The sequence below is a fragment of the Chloroflexota bacterium genome (assembly GCA_016875535.1).
Classification (GTDB): Bacteria; Chloroflexota; Dehalococcoidia; order SHYB01; family SHYB01; genus VGPF01.
In genome coordinates, this window is record VGPF01000026.1 from 1 (window position 1) to 14038 (window position 14038).

Annotated in this window: 17 protein-coding genes; 3 read left to right on the plus strand and 14 right to left on the minus strand. The window is 65.7% G+C overall.

Going from position 1 to position 14038, the window contains the following annotated elements; genetic code table 11:
- Window positions 1–271: 271 nt before the first annotated feature.
- The 4 genes from FJ039_08155 to FJ039_08170 all read right to left on the minus strand — a co-directional run bounded on the left by FJ039_08155 (window position 272) and on the right by FJ039_08170 (window position 5192).
- Window positions 272–757, minus strand: coding sequence for an ACT domain-containing protein (locus tag FJ039_08155; protein MBM4406136.1), 486 nt, complete (start codon window positions 755–757; stop codon window positions 272–274).
- 59 nt (window positions 758–816) lie between these two features.
- Window positions 817–2304, minus strand: coding sequence for a lysine--tRNA ligase (lysS, locus tag FJ039_08160; GenBank protein ID MBM4406137.1), 1488 nt, complete (start codon window positions 2302–2304; stop codon window positions 817–819).
- Window positions 2305–2421: 117 nt separating this feature from the next.
- Window positions 2422–3573, minus strand: coding sequence for a hypothetical protein (locus tag FJ039_08165; protein MBM4406138.1), 1152 nt, complete (start codon window positions 3571–3573; stop codon window positions 2422–2424).
- Between the two features lie 11 nt (window positions 3574–3584).
- A complete protein-coding gene (locus tag FJ039_08170; GenBank protein ID MBM4406139.1) occupies window positions 3585–5192 on the minus strand; it encodes a homoserine dehydrogenase in 1608 nt (535 codons plus the stop codon).
- A gap of 166 nt (window positions 5193–5358) precedes the next feature.
- On the opposite strand from FJ039_08170, the gene FJ039_08175 reads away from it, so the two are divergent.
- Window positions 5359–6204, plus strand: a complete 846-nt coding sequence (locus FJ039_08175; GenBank protein MBM4406140.1) for an inositol monophosphatase — start codon at window positions 5359–5361, stop codon at window positions 6202–6204.
- A gap of 32 nt (window positions 6205–6236) precedes the next feature.
- On the plus strand, window positions 6237–7442 hold the full coding sequence (gene rlmD, locus FJ039_08180; protein ID MBM4406141.1) for a 23S rRNA (uracil(1939)-C(5))-methyltransferase RlmD: 1206 nt from the start codon (window positions 6237–6239) through the stop codon (window positions 7440–7442).
- Here rlmD and FJ039_08185 read toward each other — a convergent pair.
- From FJ039_08185 to FJ039_08195, 3 genes are read right to left on the minus strand one after another with little or no spacing between them, the layout of a single operon-like run.
- A complete protein-coding gene (locus FJ039_08185; GenBank protein MBM4406142.1) occupies window positions 7439–8017 on the minus strand; it encodes a hypothetical protein in 579 nt (192 codons plus the stop codon). The genes rlmD and FJ039_08185 overlap by 4 nt on opposite strands.
- A 40-nt stretch (window positions 8018–8057) precedes the next feature.
- Window positions 8058–8396 carry a cupin domain-containing protein gene (locus tag FJ039_08190; GenBank protein MBM4406143.1) on the minus strand — a complete coding sequence of 113 codons (339 nt, stop codon included), beginning with the start codon at window positions 8394–8396 and terminating at the stop codon, window positions 8058–8060.
- Window positions 8393–9169 (minus strand): alpha/beta hydrolase, encoded by a 777-nt coding sequence (locus FJ039_08195; GenBank protein MBM4406144.1) that lies wholly within the window; start codon window positions 9167–9169, stop codon window positions 8393–8395. Before FJ039_08195 ends, FJ039_08190 begins: the two co-directional genes overlap by 4 nt.
- A 129-nt stretch (window positions 9170–9298) precedes the next feature.
- On the opposite strand from FJ039_08195, the gene FJ039_08200 reads away from it, so the two are divergent.
- Window positions 9299–10000 carry a PIG-L family deacetylase gene (locus tag FJ039_08200; protein ID MBM4406145.1) on the plus strand — a complete coding sequence of 234 codons (702 nt, stop codon included), beginning with the start codon at window positions 9299–9301 and terminating at the stop codon, window positions 9998–10000.
- Between the two features lie 14 nt (window positions 10001–10014).
- Here the strand turns inward: FJ039_08200 and FJ039_08205 are convergent, their stop codons facing one another.
- The 7 genes from FJ039_08205 to FJ039_08235 form a co-directional block, all read right to left on the minus strand.
- Window positions 10015–10599 (minus strand): phosphatase PAP2 family protein, encoded by a 585-nt coding sequence (locus FJ039_08205; GenBank protein MBM4406146.1) that lies wholly within the window; start codon window positions 10597–10599, stop codon window positions 10015–10017.
- Complete coding sequence (locus tag FJ039_08210; GenBank protein MBM4406147.1) at window positions 10592–10999, minus strand: hypothetical protein; 408 nt, start codon at window positions 10997–10999, stop codon at window positions 10592–10594. Before FJ039_08210 ends, FJ039_08205 begins: the two co-directional genes overlap by 8 nt.
- 172 nt (window positions 11000–11171) lie before the next feature.
- A complete protein-coding gene (locus FJ039_08215) occupies window positions 11172–12152 on the minus strand; it encodes a branched-chain amino acid transaminase (protein MBM4406148.1) in 981 nt (326 codons plus the stop codon).
- 145 nt (window positions 12153–12297) lie between these two features.
- Window positions 12298–12522: an addiction module toxin, HicA family gene (locus FJ039_08220; GenBank protein MBM4406149.1), complete on the minus strand. Its 225-nt coding sequence runs from the start codon at window positions 12520–12522 to the stop codon at window positions 12298–12300.
- Window positions 12522–12722, minus strand: coding sequence for a type II toxin-antitoxin system HicB family antitoxin (locus tag FJ039_08225; protein MBM4406150.1), 201 nt, complete (start codon window positions 12720–12722; stop codon window positions 12522–12524). The genes FJ039_08220 and FJ039_08225 overlap by 1 nt, the downstream gene beginning before the upstream one ends.
- Before the next feature lie 129 nt (window positions 12723–12851).
- Window positions 12852–13664 (minus strand): enoyl-CoA hydratase, encoded by an 813-nt coding sequence (locus FJ039_08230; protein MBM4406151.1) that lies wholly within the window; start codon window positions 13662–13664, stop codon window positions 12852–12854.
- Window positions 13665–13762: 98 nt separating this feature from the next.
- Window positions 13763–14023, minus strand: a complete 261-nt coding sequence (locus FJ039_08235) for a hypothetical protein (GenBank protein ID MBM4406152.1) — start codon at window positions 14021–14023, stop codon at window positions 13763–13765.
- Between the last annotated feature and the right edge of the window lie 15 nt (window positions 14024–14038).

Below are 14038 nucleotides of genomic sequence, written 5' to 3' on the forward strand. Positions count from 1 at the left end.
ATCACTCCTCTTGCGGCGGCCGCACACCGGGCGTTCCGAACGCCTGAAAAAGGAGTACTCGCCCGAGCCATCAAGACTATCCGGGCCTGACGCGCCTCGTCGCCGAAGGCCCGTTACATGATGTGGAGGGTGCCTGCTCTCCTGCCTAGCGGAGACCCCTCTGCCGTCCACGCGACCGTTTTTCCCGCCCTCTCTGCCCTTCCCATTGCCACGTCCAACGATCACCCGTTCGGCGTACCTGGCGCGTCACCCTGCGGCCTGGGGCCGTTCTCTAGCCCGCCACGCCGACCTGGAAGGCGTCATTGAGGGCGGACTTGGCGCGGGACTGGTCGGCCTCGCGGACGAGGCAGGTGATGCGCACTTCGCTGGTGCCGATGGCGAGGATGTTGACCTTGGCTTCTCCCAGGGCTTTGAACATCTGGCCGACGTAGGCGGGGTCGTTGAGGATGCCGGTGCCGACGACCTGCACCTTGTAGAGCCGTTCCAGGGAATCGGCCTTGCGCGCGCCGACGGCGGCCTTGAGGGATTCGAGGATGCGGCGCGTGGCGGCGGCATCGGCCTGGCGGACGGTGAAGGAGATGTCCGTGACCTTGTTGACGCCGGCGTTCTGGAGGATGAGCTCCACGGAGATGCCGGCCTTGGCGACGGCGCCGAAGACCTGAGCGGCGATGCCTGGCTTGTCCGGCACGCCCTCCAGCTTCATCAAGGCCCAGCCTGATTCCACGGTTATCTCTCGAACGCGCTGTCGTATCTCCACGCTGGTCTCCTCATAGGTCTCGGGACGGGCTGAGCCCGTCCCCTACTTGTTCTGTGCGATCATTGGTCGGCCTGCTGGCGCTGCTGGGGGAAGAGGATGATATCGCGGACGCTGGTTGCCCCGGTGAGCAGCATGACGAGGCGATCGAGGCCGAAGCCGAGGCCGCCGGTGGGCGGCAGGCCGTACTCCAGGGCCAGGAGGTAGTCGTCGTCCATGGGCTGGGCCTCTTCATCGCCTGCGGCGGCGCGGCGCTTCTGGGCCTCGAACTGCTCGCGCTGGTAGGCCGGGTCGGAGAGCTCCGAATAGGCGTTGGCGACCTCCATGCCGCCGATGAAGGGCTCGAAGCGCTCGGCGAGGCGCGGGTCGGTGCGATGGCGCTTGGTGAGGGGGCAGAGGCCCGCGGGGAAATCAGTGATGAACGTCGGCTCGATGAGGTGCTCTTCCACCTTCTGGTCGAAGATTTCTCCCAGGACGTGCTCCCAGTCCATCTTCTCCATGCCGTCCGTCTTGACGCCTGCGCGTGAGGCGGCGGTGATGGCATCGGCCAGGGTGGAGACGCCGGAGACGTCCACGCCGGTGTATTCCTTGATGGCGTCAAAATAGGTGAGCCGCCGCCAAGGCTTCGAGAGGTCAATGGCGACCTCCTTGCCGTGGACGGGACGCGCGGGCAGAACCATCGAGCCGTTGAGCTCCCGGGCGAGGTGCTTATAGAGCTCTTCCAGGAGCGTCATCATGTCGTGGTAATCGGCGAAGGCCTGGTAGAGCTCCACCATGGTGAACTCCGGGTTGTGGGTGGAGTCTATGCCTTCGTTGCGGAAGCAGTTGCCGATCTCAAAGACCTTATCGAAGCCGCCGACGATGAGGCGCTTGAGGTAGAGCTCCGGGGCGATGCGGAGGTAGAGGTCGCGCTTCAGCTCGTTGTGGTGGGTGACGAAGGGCCGCGCCGCCGCGCCGCCATAGATGGGCTGGAGGATGGGCGTCTGCACTTCCACAAAGCCCTGGTTGTGCAGGAAGGAGCGGATGAGGGCGGCGACCTTGGAGCGCTTGAGGAAGAGCGTTCGCGCATCGGGCTCTGCCAGGAGGTGGAGGTAGCGCTGGCGGCGCATGCGCTCCAGGTCCTGGAGGCCGTGATACTTCTCCGGGAGAGGCTCGATGGCCTTGCAGAGGAGGGAGACCTTGGCGGCCTCCACGGTGAGTTCGCCGGTCCTGGTGGTAAAGAGGTGGCCTTCGATGCCGACGATGTCGCCCCGATCAATGAAGTCGCGGAAGATAGCAAAGTCCTTGGTCTTGTCCACGCTCACGTAGAGCTGGATCTTGGCGTCCTGGTCTTCGATGTGGGCGAAGTTGGCCTTGCCCATGCGGCGCACGCCCGTGATGCGCCCTGCCAGGGTGACGGCGATGCGCTCCTGGCTTGCCGGGTCGCGCCGCTCCCAGAGGGCGCGGGCCTCCGTGATGGTGTGGCTGCGGCGGAAGGTGTGGGGGTACGGATCTATGCCGCGCCGGCGCAGCTCGGCGGCCTTTTCGATGCGTGCGGAACGTTCGTCCACGAGATTTCCTGACTATCTTTTCCCGGCCGCGGCGCTCACAGAGAGGCGGCAAGCGCGGCAGACAGATTGCGATCGCGTCGTTCTAGGGTACTACGAACGTTCCGACGGGGGAACTGGCTACCGCGATTTGAAGAGGTTGGGGAGCATGCGCTCCTGGCCGCCGCCATCGCTGCCGACGATGCCGAAGAGGCTGCCCGCCAGGCGATCCATATAGAGGCCCATGCCGATGACGGGCTTGGCCTGAGGCCACTTCTGCAGCTCGTCCAGGAAGTCTTCGTCCGGCTCCGGCAGGAGGCCGTAGCCCAGGCGGCGCAGGGCGTCCAGGTGCTTGAAGCGCACCATCTGCGCCTTGGGGTCCATCAGCTCGCGCTGGCCCAGGGCGATGCGCGCGCCGTTGTGGTAGAGCTCCCACTTCTGGGCGTGGACGCCGTCTTCTGATTCCGCGAGGGGGCTGGACTCCAGGGGCGTATCGTAGACGAGGACGGGCCCGGCAAGCTTGGGCGCGATCTTGGCGCGGAAGGCGTGGTCAATATAGTCGTACCAGTAGCCCTGGGGGCCGGTGCGGAGCCTGGCCTCCATGCCGCCGGCCTTATAGGCCAGGGCGGCGGAGGCATCGCGGAGCGCGGCGTCGCCGGCGCGGCTCTCCAGCGCGGCGGCGTGGAGGGCGACGCGGTCGCCCTTGGCGGGCTTGGCCTTGGGCTGGAGGAGGGCTTCCAGGTCGAACTTCGGGTCTATGCTCTTGAGCAGGTCGGCGTAGCGGGCGCGCTGCCAGGGGCTTTTGAGGCTCTTGATGCCGGCCTTCGCCTCGGGCGATTTCGCCATGCGGCCCTTTTCGAGGGCGGCGGCGGAGCGCTCGATGACCTTGCCCAGGAGCTTCTCCAGCGACCAGGGGTCCTTGTCCGTTGCATAGAGCTCCAGCAAGGTGAACTCGGGACGGTCGAAGCTTTCGCGGGGGTTCGTCTCATCGAACTCATCGCGGAGGCAGAGGGCCAGCTCGAAGATCTTGCCTGCGCCCTTGGCCTGGAGGCTGACGAGGAGGCGCTTGAGGTAGAGCTCGGGGGCGGCGCGGAGCCAGAGACGTTCGCCCAGGGAACCGGAGAAGGTGCTGAAGCCGGAGCCCTTTTCGAAGCCGGAGAGCTTGCGGTGCAGCATGGGCGTCTGCACTTCGGCATAGCCCGCCCCGCTGAGGGCCTGGCGCGCGGCGCTGATGAGCGCCATCCGCCCCAGGACGAGGCTTGCATCGAGACCGGCAGTCTTACCAGCCGCCATAATCGGCTCCTTTAGGCCTTGCCCTTGGGCGTCTCTTCGAAGCAGGCGCCGCTCATGATGGGCAGGTAGAGGATATCGGGCGAGAGGGCGCCCGGAGGCGTTTCACGGATGACGGCCTGCAGGGCGCGCTCCACCGCATTGAGCGAAGCGGGCTCCGTGGTGAAGTAGAGGTAGGCGGGAGCGCGCTCGAAGCCCTGGCCGGCCCTGATGGTGATGCCGCTCCCCCCAAGGTGCGCCGCGATGGTGGTGGCGATGGCGGAGCCGGATGTGCGGTTCACAAAGCGCAGGAGGTAGGGGGTCTTGAGGCTCTCCGCCCTGGTGAGGGAGGGCCCGTGGCCGTAGGGCTGAGTGCGGCTGAAGGCGCTGGTGGTGTAGGAGTAGAGCGGCGCCTGCTCCTGCGCGGAATCGCGCTTGCCGGCCACGGCGATCTGCCGGGCGCAGAAGAGTATATCGGCGATGACGGAGGAGGCGGTCTCGGGGCCGCCCGCGCCGGGGCCGTTGAGAAAGATATCGTAGGCCTTGGCGCCCATGCCGTTGGCGGAGACGGGCGATTCCGTCCTGAGGAGGGCGGCGTTGCCGGAGCCTTCCACGCGCGCCAGCGGGTGGGACTTGGGGACGGCGGCGGGCTGGACCCAGGCCACCACGTGGCCGCCGGTCATCTGCGCGCCGGCCAGGAGCTTGGGGGCGTAGCCCAGCTGCTCCAGGAAGTGGAGGTCGGGCGCGTCAAAGATAGCGCGGCTGCCCAGGGTGCTGCCGGGGGCGCTGCCCTGGCGGGCGATGCCCCGGACGTAGACGTCCTTGGGCTTCACGCGCACGCCGAAGGCAAGCCCGGCCAGGATGATGATCTTGCTCTGCGCATCTTCGCCGTAGACGTCCGCGGCGGGGTCGGCCTCGGCAAGGCCGGCCTTCTGGGCCTCCACGACGGCGTTGGGGTAGGCTTGGTCTGCGCCTCCGCCGTTTAAGGCGGCATCGCGCATCTTGGAGAGGATGAAGTTGGTGGTGCCGTTGATGATGGCCAGCATGCCGGTGATGCGCCCGCCGATGGCCGCTCCCATCACCTGCACCACAGGCATGCCGCCGCCGACGGCCGCCTCGCAGGCCAGGACGGCGCCGCGGGACTGGGCCAGCTTGACCAGCTCATAGCCGCTGCGACTGAGGACCTTTTTGTTGGCGGTGACGACGCTCTTGCCGAGCCAGAGGGACTCTTCGATCATCGCCTCCGCCACGGGAGAGCCGGTGACCTCGACGACGATGTCCACCTTTGGGTCGCGGACGATGGCGCGCCAGCCGGGGCCGTGGCCATCGTCATCGGCGTAAAAGCGAGGCTTGTTGCGCTCGTCCCTGCTGACGACCTTTGCGATGGCCTCTTCCGAAGCGGCGTTGGGGTTCTTCCGCGTCCGCCGCGATGCGCTCCAGAGGCGCACCTTGGCGACCGACGGCTCGCCGAAGCGCGCGCCGGGGATAGGCACCTCCAGCGGGCCCTTGGCGAAGAAGTCCAGGACGGCAGAGCCGACGACGCCGACGCCGATGAGGCCGACGTTGATTTCCAGCGGCTTCGCCGATGTGCCTTTCGTCGTCACAGCAGTGCGGCTCCAGAGGGAAATGCGGTCGCGAGACAGTGGTGCATAGGTTCTGTATTCTACGCGGCATAGGAGGGGCCTTCAAGGAAATTCTGTGTGAATGCAGGTAGCCTTGGAACAGGACATAAGGCCCACCCGAATCTGTTGGACGGACATAATCTTAGACTTGGACTAAAGGGGCTTTCGCTCATTCGTGCTACCCTAGTTGTGGCTGGCCTACAGAAGCGCGGCGGCCGCTAGCGAGGCAGAAGTGTCGAAGGCGAAGGCGCGAGAGATAGAACGTCGGCTGGATGTTGCCATAACCATTGGGCTGGAAGCGGCCCGCGGCACCCTGCGGCCCTTCTATAAGGGCAAGCCGAAGATCGTCACGAAGGCGGACGGCACGCCCGTCACGGAGGCAGATCGCCGGGCGGAGCAATACCTTCGCCGGGCCATCCGCAAGGCCTTCCCAAAGGATGGGGTCTTGGGCGAAGAGTATGGCGAGACGAAGGGAAGCTCCGGCTTTCGCTGGATCGTTGACCCGATAGACGGCACGCAGTCGTTCGTGCGGGGGGTGCCGCTCTATGGGACGCTGGTGGGCGTTGAGCTGGATGGGGATGCCTGCATCGGCGTCATCGTGGCGCCGGCGCTGGATGAGTACGTCTATGCCGCCAAGGGCCGGGGCGCATGGTGGGTGGCCCGTGGAGGCCGCCCCAAGCGGGCCCGTGTCTCCACCACGGCGCGGCTTGCGGATGCGCTGCTGTGCATCACCTCCGTCGGCGGCTTTGCGGATGCCGGTCGTGAAGGGGCGCTGGCGGGCGTTCAGCGGGCGGTCAAGCGCATCCGAGGCTTCGGCGATTGCTACGGCTATCTGCTCGTGGCGACGGGCCGGAGCGATGCGATGGCGGACCCCGAGATGTCGCTCTGGGATAACGCGGCGCTCAAGCAGGTGATCGAAGAGGCGGGCGGGCGCTTCACCGACTGGACGGGCAAGGCGACGATCTACGGCAAGGACGCTGCAGCCACCAACGGCAGGCTGCACGCGGCGCTGCTCAAGGCGCTGAACGGCTAGCCGCCGCGCTCCTCTGCTATAGTTTTCCTCCTATGGCCAAGAATAGGCGCAAGCCGCTCGACCCTGTTGACGTGCAGCTCACCATCGAAGAGATGGCCTTTATGGGCGAAGGCCTGGCGCGCCACGGCGACGACCTGGTCTACGTGGCGAACACGATCCAGGGCGAAGAGGTCATCGCGACGCTGCGGTGGAAGAGCCGTCGCTACCTGGAGGCGGAGGTGAAGGAGATCCTGAAGCCTTCGCCGCACCGGGTGACGCCGCCCTGCCGCTATTACGGCGAATGCACCGGGTGCCAGTGGCAGCACATCGCCTACCCCCACCAGCTTGAGCTGAAGGCGAAGCTCGTGGCCGATCAGCTGCGTCGGGTGGGAGGCTTCACGGAGGCGATCGTGCGGCCGACGATCGGCTGTGAGGAGCCGTGGGCCTACCGCAACCACGCGCGCTTCACCGTGCGCCGGGAGAGCGGCCAGCTGGGCTTTGTCCACCGGAGCCGCCACCGCTTTGTGCGGATAGACCACTGCCTGATCATGGAGGCCGGGGTGAACCGGCTCCTGGGCCAGCTCCAGGAGCGCTGCGGCGAGACGACCCAGCTCTCCATCCGCTACGGGGTGAAGACGGACTCCTTCCTCATCCAGCCGACGCTGAAATCGGACAAGGTCACGGTGCCGACGGGCCAAAAGCACTATGAAGAGGAGATGCTGGGCAGGCGCTTCCGGGTCGCTTCGCCATCGTTTTTCCAGGTGAATGTGCGCCAGGCGGAGCGGCTCATCGGCGTGGTGCGGGAGGCGCTGTCGCTCACCGGACGGGAGACGCTGGTGGATGCCTATGCGGGAGTGGGCACCTTCGCGGCGCTGCTCGCGCCTTCGGCGCGGCAGGTCATCGCCATCGAAGAGTCGTCATCGGCGGTGGCGGATGCGCGGCTCAACATCGAAGGGCTGGCGAATGTGACGCTGGCGGAGGGGAAGACGGAGGAGGTGATGGCGCAGATGGCGGAGCGGCCCGATGCGGTGATCCTGGACCCGCCGCGCACGGGCTGTCATAAGACGACGCTCGATTCCCTGGTGCGCCTGCAGCCGCCGCGTGTGGCCTACGTCTCCTGCGACCCGGAAAGCCTGGCGCGCGACCTGAAGGTGCTGTGCGCGAGCGGCTATGAGCTCATCGAAGTGCAGCCGGTGGACATGTTCCCGCACACGTACCACATCGAAGCGGTGGCGAACCTGCGGTGGCGGGGCGGCTAGCTTTCTCCGCCGGACTTCCGCTCCCACATGGTGAAGAACTGGTTGGAATCGCCGGTGACGATGTTGCGCAGCTCCTGCCGCTCTTTCTCGGCGACGGCGCTGCGCTCCTTGGCCGCCAGCTGCGCGAAGGTCTTGCCGCACGCCGCCACGAAGTCGTCGGCGTACTTGCCGTCGAAGAAAGCCTCGTTCGCCAGGAGCAAGTCCTCTTCGCTCATGGAGAGGAGGGCGCTTTCGGCAATGATGACGGAGATGCGCACATCGCCGTGCTTGCCCGGACCGGGGAAGAGGCGCTGGATGGCGGCCATGCCCTTGTCCTGCAGGACCACCTGGAGCGCCATGGGCAGGGCCATCGCCTTGAGGAAGCCGTTCCCCTGGGCGTGGAGGATCTTGGAGAAGGCCTCCTCCACCTCCCGGTAGTATTCGGGAGTCATGATCTCGTCCGCCCTCACCACGCGCATGGTGGGGTTCGCCTCATTGCGCACATCCACAACGAGGAGGCAGTCAATGTTGGGAAAGGCGCAGACGTGGACGTCCGCGCTTTCGATGATGCTGCCGCTCTGCTCAGCTTCGCTCACTGGGGGTTCCTTGGCCGCGTCCTCCCATTATAGGCCGGGGCTACGAAGCCTTGTTGTTCTTCTTCTGCGTCTCCACGGGTATCTGGTCGTCCGCCAGGAGCGGCGGAACCGAGGTGCTCAACACCAAGGTGTTCTCGATGCCCTTGAGGGCGTGGACGGTCATGGGCGGGATGCGCACGGTATCGAACTGCTTGGCCCAGAGATGCCCATCGCCCAGCTGGATATCCACGGAGCCGGTGATGACCACGTAGACCTGGGTGCAGTGCCGGTGGTAGTGGGGCAGGACGCGGGTGCCCGCCTTGAGGCGCAAGACCCGCAGGGCCGCCTCCTTGGTGCGCGTGTCCGAGACGACTTCGTAATCGCCGAGTGGCTCGATCATGGCCGCTCCTTTCCAGCCGGTGTGGCCGCGGGCAGGGTGGACTCGATGAAGGACTTGATGGCGGCGAAGTAGGCATCGCCGCCGGCGGCGTAGCAATCACCGTGGTCGGCGCCGCGCACCAGGTAGAGGCGCTTGGGCTCGGGCGCGCGGCCAAAGAGGCGATGGGCGTGCTTCGCATTCACGACGCCGTCGCCTTCGCCGTGGATGACGAGCAGGGGCGACCGGAGGCCGCCGATCTTCTTCAGCGAATCGAAGGTCTCGCCGAACATGGGGGCGAAGAGCTTGCCGGTGACGGCCTCCGCCGAGCGCTCCCGGACGGAGGTGAAGGCCGATTCGATGATGACGCCATGGGGGCGATGGCGCCGCTCCAGCTCGATGGCGACTGCAGAGCCGAGGGACTGGCCGAAGTAGTAGAGGGGTTCGCCCGCATCGCCCTTGCTCCTAAGCCAGGCCGCCGCGGCCTCGGCATCGGCATAGATGCCCTGCTCGGTGGGCTTGCCTTCGCTCATGCCGTAACCTCGGTAGTCGAACAGGAAGAGGTTTGCGCCGACCCGATCGAGGAGGAGCCGGGCCAGGTCCAGCCGGTGGCTCATGTTGCCGCTATTGCCGTGGAGCCAGAGGATCTTGACCCTGGCCATGCCGGGGAAGTACCAGCCGTGAAGGATGGGGCCGCCTGGAACGGGGAGGCACACCTCTTCATGCCGCAGGCCGAGGGCGTCCGGGCGCTGTTCCAGGCGGCGGGTGGGGCGGAAGATCATCTTTTCGATGAGCATGGTGGTGCGCCTCCAGGGAGGCTAGCCCCATTATATGCCCGGCCCGCTACGGCGAACCTTGACAGGCGGCTATCGCATGTCCGAGAGTGACTGCTTGCGCGCAATCGAAACCGGAAAGAGCCCTACCCCATGAGCTATAGCCCCCAGCGAGTCGTGGTCTTCACGCCGCATCCGGACGATGCGGAGATCGGCACCGGCGGCACCATCGCCAAGTGGATCAAGGCGGGCGCGGAGGTCACGATCGTCTGCTGCACCAACGGCGACAAGGGCTCCGCCGACCCGAAGATGACCTCCGCCAGGCTGGCGGCCATCCGGAAGAAGGAGCAGACGGCGGCGGCGAAGGTCCTGGGCGTGCAGCGCGTGGTCTTCCTTCTTTTCCGCGATGGGGAGATCGAGAATAGCAAGGCGACGCGAGGGGCCTTTGTCCGGGAGATACGCCGCGCCCGCCCGGACGTGGTGATGACCACGGACCCGACGCGCCGCACGGGCTACATGCACCACGATCATCGCGTCACCGGCCAGGTGGCGATGGATGCCTGCTTCCCCTACGCCCGGGACCATCTCTTCTACCCGGAGCACAAGCGCCTGGGGCTCAAGCCGCACAAGACGCGCTTCCTCTACCTGTGGGCGAGCGAGGAGCCGGACACATGGGTGGACGTGGCGGATACCCTTGAGCTGAAGATCGAAGCGCTGAAGCGGCACGCCAGCCAGATCTCGGCGCAGCGTGAGGCGGAGTTCTCCCAGCGCATGCGGGAGATGGCCAAGCGCTCCGGCGAGAAGGCGGGCTACGAGGCGGCGGAGGGCTTCCGCGTCATCGAGATGCGGCTGTAAGCGGCTCGGCGCCCCTACGCCATCGGCACGCGGCGGAGCAGCGCCAGGGCCCGCAGGATGAACGGCTCGAAGAGCGAGAGAACCTTCGCGAAGAGCCACGTCACCAGGATGCCGATGAGCGCCCCGCCGATGACGTCCAGCGGGAAGTGCATCCCGGCATAGACGCGGGCGAAGGCGAAGGCGAAGGCGAAGGCTCCCACGACGAGGCCCCATTTCTTGTTGTAGAGGAAGACGCCCGTGGCCATAGCGAAGCCGTAGGCGGCGGCGTTGCTGGGGAACGAGGGGTCGTGGGGGCGGTAGAAGAGGACGTGGACGTCCTCCAGGGCGATGAAGGGGCGCGCGCGATAGAAGTTCGAGTTGAAGATGCTCACGGCCAGGTTGGCGAAGCCCGCTCCGCCGTTGGCGATGATGAAGGTCCACTGCCAGCGCGTGCGCTCTTCCTGCGACCTCCCCGCGAACCAGAGCATCACCACCGCAAGGGCGATGACCACCGGCAGGAAAAAGTCGCTCACCACCAGGCGCATCACGCTGTCCAGCGCAGGCCAGCGCCCGGCGAGGCCGTTCAGCCATTCGAAGACGGCGCGGTCGGCGCTAACCATTGCCGCCCCGCTTCATGGAGCGGGCGCGCAGGAGGCCCGCCAGCGTGGTGTGACGCAGCGCTTCGATGCCCTCCACGCCTGCAGGCGGCGCGCCCGCCTTCCGCTGGGTCAGCGAGGCGATGCCCGCCGTCAGCAGAGCCGCCACGGCGACTCCGCCGAGGAAGAGGCCGAACTGCTCTGAGCCCTCCACGCCGCCCAGATCGCCGGGGATATTCGTATCGCCCGTCAGCACGAACCAGGCGAAGGCGCCCACGAGAAGCAGAGCGCCGATGAGATAGACGGCGCGGCGCTGGGGGATGATCCAGAGCCCGCGCAGGCCGCTGGAGGCCGCCGTGATCTGGAGCGCGCCGAGCGCCGCGATGACGACGAGCAGGAAGTAGTCAACGCCGAGGTTGATCATTGCGCGGGCGCCAAACAGGGAAGGGTAATAGTCCCCCTCTCTTTTGTTCTCTCCCGCCGAGGGGGAGAAGAGGAGTTGACGTCACTACGCCTCATGATGCACAGCCGGCGACCGCCCCCGCTACTCTTTTCCCGCGATGAAAGAGGAAGAAAAGGAGAGGGCGGCCCGTTCTTTAGCGGCGGTCGCCTGCACGGGCGGCTGCGGCCGCGCCGTTGGTCCTGGCGACGCCCTTGGCCGGCTTATCGTAGACCGGGTGGCACCAGTGCATGTACTTCTTGTTCTTGCCGCGCATGGCGTCGAAGTAGAGCGTCTGGAGGCGCTGGGTCACCGGGCCGATCTTGCCGTCGCCGATGGCGCGGTGATCTATCTTCGCCACAGGAGTCAGGTGCGCCGCCGTGCCGGTGAGGAAGACCTCGTCGGCCTGGTAGAGCTCGCTGCGGTCCACTTGCCGCTCGATGGTGTCCAGCCCAAGCTCCTGCTTGGCCAGCGTCATGATGCTTTCGCGGGTGATGCCGATGAGGATGTTATCGCCGGGAGCGGGCGTGATAATCTTGCCGTTCTTCACCAGGAAGATATTCTCGCCGCTGCCTTCGGAGACGTGGCCGTCCTGGTTCAGCATGATGGCCTCTTCGAAGCCGCTCTCCACGGCCTCCGTCTTGGCCAGCACGCTGTTCACGTAGGAACCGGTAATCTTAGCGCGGGCCGGGATGCTCAGGTCGTCTATGCGGCGCCAACTGGAGGTGCCGCAGTGGATGCCCTTGTTGGGGTCCAGGTAGTTGCCCAGGGGGAAGGCGAAGACCATGACGTCGTCTTCCAGCAGGTGCGCCTTCATATTGGCCACCACCTCGGCGCTCTTATAGGCCAGGGGGCGGATGTAGACGTCTTCCTTGTGGTTGCCGCGGCGGACCACCTCGGCGGCGATGTTCACCATCTCCTCCGCGGTGAAGCGCACCTTGATGCGGAGGATCTTGGCGCTGTTGATGAGGCGCTCCATGTGGTCGAGGGCGCGGAAGATGTAGACCTGGCCGTCATCCTCGTTCCAGTTGCCGCGGACGCCTTCGAAGCAGCCGGTGCCGTAGTGGAAGGCGTGGGTCAAGATGGACATCTTGGCCTCGGCTATGGGCAGGTACTTGTTCTTATAGAAAGCGTACATGGCTGCACCTGAAGCGTAGGATTGGGCAATTATACCCTAGCGGCATGGGCGGCTGCCATGCCGTTTCAGAGGGCAGCGTAGGCTGCATAGGAGGTGACCCAAACACCCAATCTATAGGGGTGATTAGGAATGTTGAGGTATGACCCTACGGCAAGAGGTCGCGTGTAGAGATACCGCTTCCTTCGATGATGCTCCGCAATGTTCCCAAAGGAAGCTGTTTGCCTTTGTGATAGGGAACAATGACGTGCTTCCCGGATTCCGGATTACGCCATTTCTGGTGGCTACCCCTCTGGGAGACGAGGTGGAATCCATGCCGACGGAGCGCGCGATTTACCTCATCAGCAGTCAGCCGCGGGAGCCGTGGCGCCATCAGGCTGCTACTTCAACCTCATGCACTTTCCCCTTCGATTTCAAAGGGATTGGCTCGAGATAAAGCGCGATGGCCTCTTTGATATTCGCCAGGGCCTCTTGTTCAGTATCCCCTGCGCTCGCGCAGCCTGGCAATTCCGGGCAATAAACGCCGTAGCTCTTTGTTTCCGGGTCGAATTCGACCACAGCTCGGAACTTCATCCCTCGGGTTTGTCTCTTTATTCCCATGAAGATACTCCTGGGTGGGACTAGCAGAGCAACGCACCATCACTTACGATCTTACTCTGCGTACGTCCACACGGACACGTGTTCACAAGGGAAGGCGCTTCCCTACCGCCCCTTGAACTCCGGCTTGCGCTTCTCTCGGAAGGCCGTCACCGCCTCGCGGCTGTCCTCCGTGTGGACGGAGAGGGCCTCCACCGCCAGGCTGAACTCCAGCACGTTGTTGATGCTCTGCCAGATGGTGCGGTTGATCGCCATCTTGGTCCAGCGCACCGCCGGCCCGGGGCCGTTGGCCATCTTGCGCGCGTAGCCCAGCGCCGCTTCCATGAGCTTCTCCGGCGGCACCACGTGGTTCACCAGGCCGATGCGCTCCGCCTCCTTGGCCTCCACGTACTCGCCCGCCATCAGGTACTCCTTGGCGCGCGCCGGGCCCACGAGCAGCGGCCAGATGACGCAGCCGCCATCGCCCGCCACCAGGCCCATGTTCACATGGGTATCGCCGATGCGCGCCGTCTCCGACATGTAGATGACATCGCACATAAGGGCGATGGATGCCCCCAGCCCCGCCGCCGGGCCGTTGATGGCGCCGATGATGGGCACCTCGCAGTTGGCGAAGCGCTGGATGAGCCACTTGGGCCCGCGCAGGATATAGGAGGGGCCCTTTTCGCCCGGGTCCTGGCTCATATCCTTCATATCGCCGCCGGCGCAGAAGGCCTGCCCCGCGCCGGTGAGGACGATGGCGCGCACATCCGGGTCCTTGTTCACGATGTGGAGGAAGTCTTCCAGCGCCGTGTGCAGGGTGGCGTTGACGGCGTTGCGCTTGTCCGGGCGGTTCAGCGTCGCCACCAGGATGCGCGGCTCTTTCATCTGGATGTCCAGCCCCATGGGGCCGAATTTGCTGTAGTCGATCGGTGCGGCCATCGGATGCCTCCAAGGTGAAGTTCGGGGTCGGGTGCGGGCCGATTATACAGGCGGACAAGAGAGCCGCGCCAGGGTGAGACGTGCGCCCGGCGCGGGCGTTAGATCTGCAGCCGCCGCCGGATGTAGCGCCAGGCGAACCAGCCGACGATGCTCAGGTAGATGACGAAGGAGAGGATGAGGGAGGTGCCGCCCATGAAGGGGCTGTTGATCTGCAGGACCTCTTTGAAGAAGAGGCGGATGACGAAGGCGCCGGCGATGACGACGGCGATGGTGACGGCCGAGATGCACAGGGAGAGGCCCACCCAGCCGAGGGATGCGATGTTCACTGCCATGACACGGAGCAGTTTTTGGAAAAACACGGAGGCCTCTGAGGC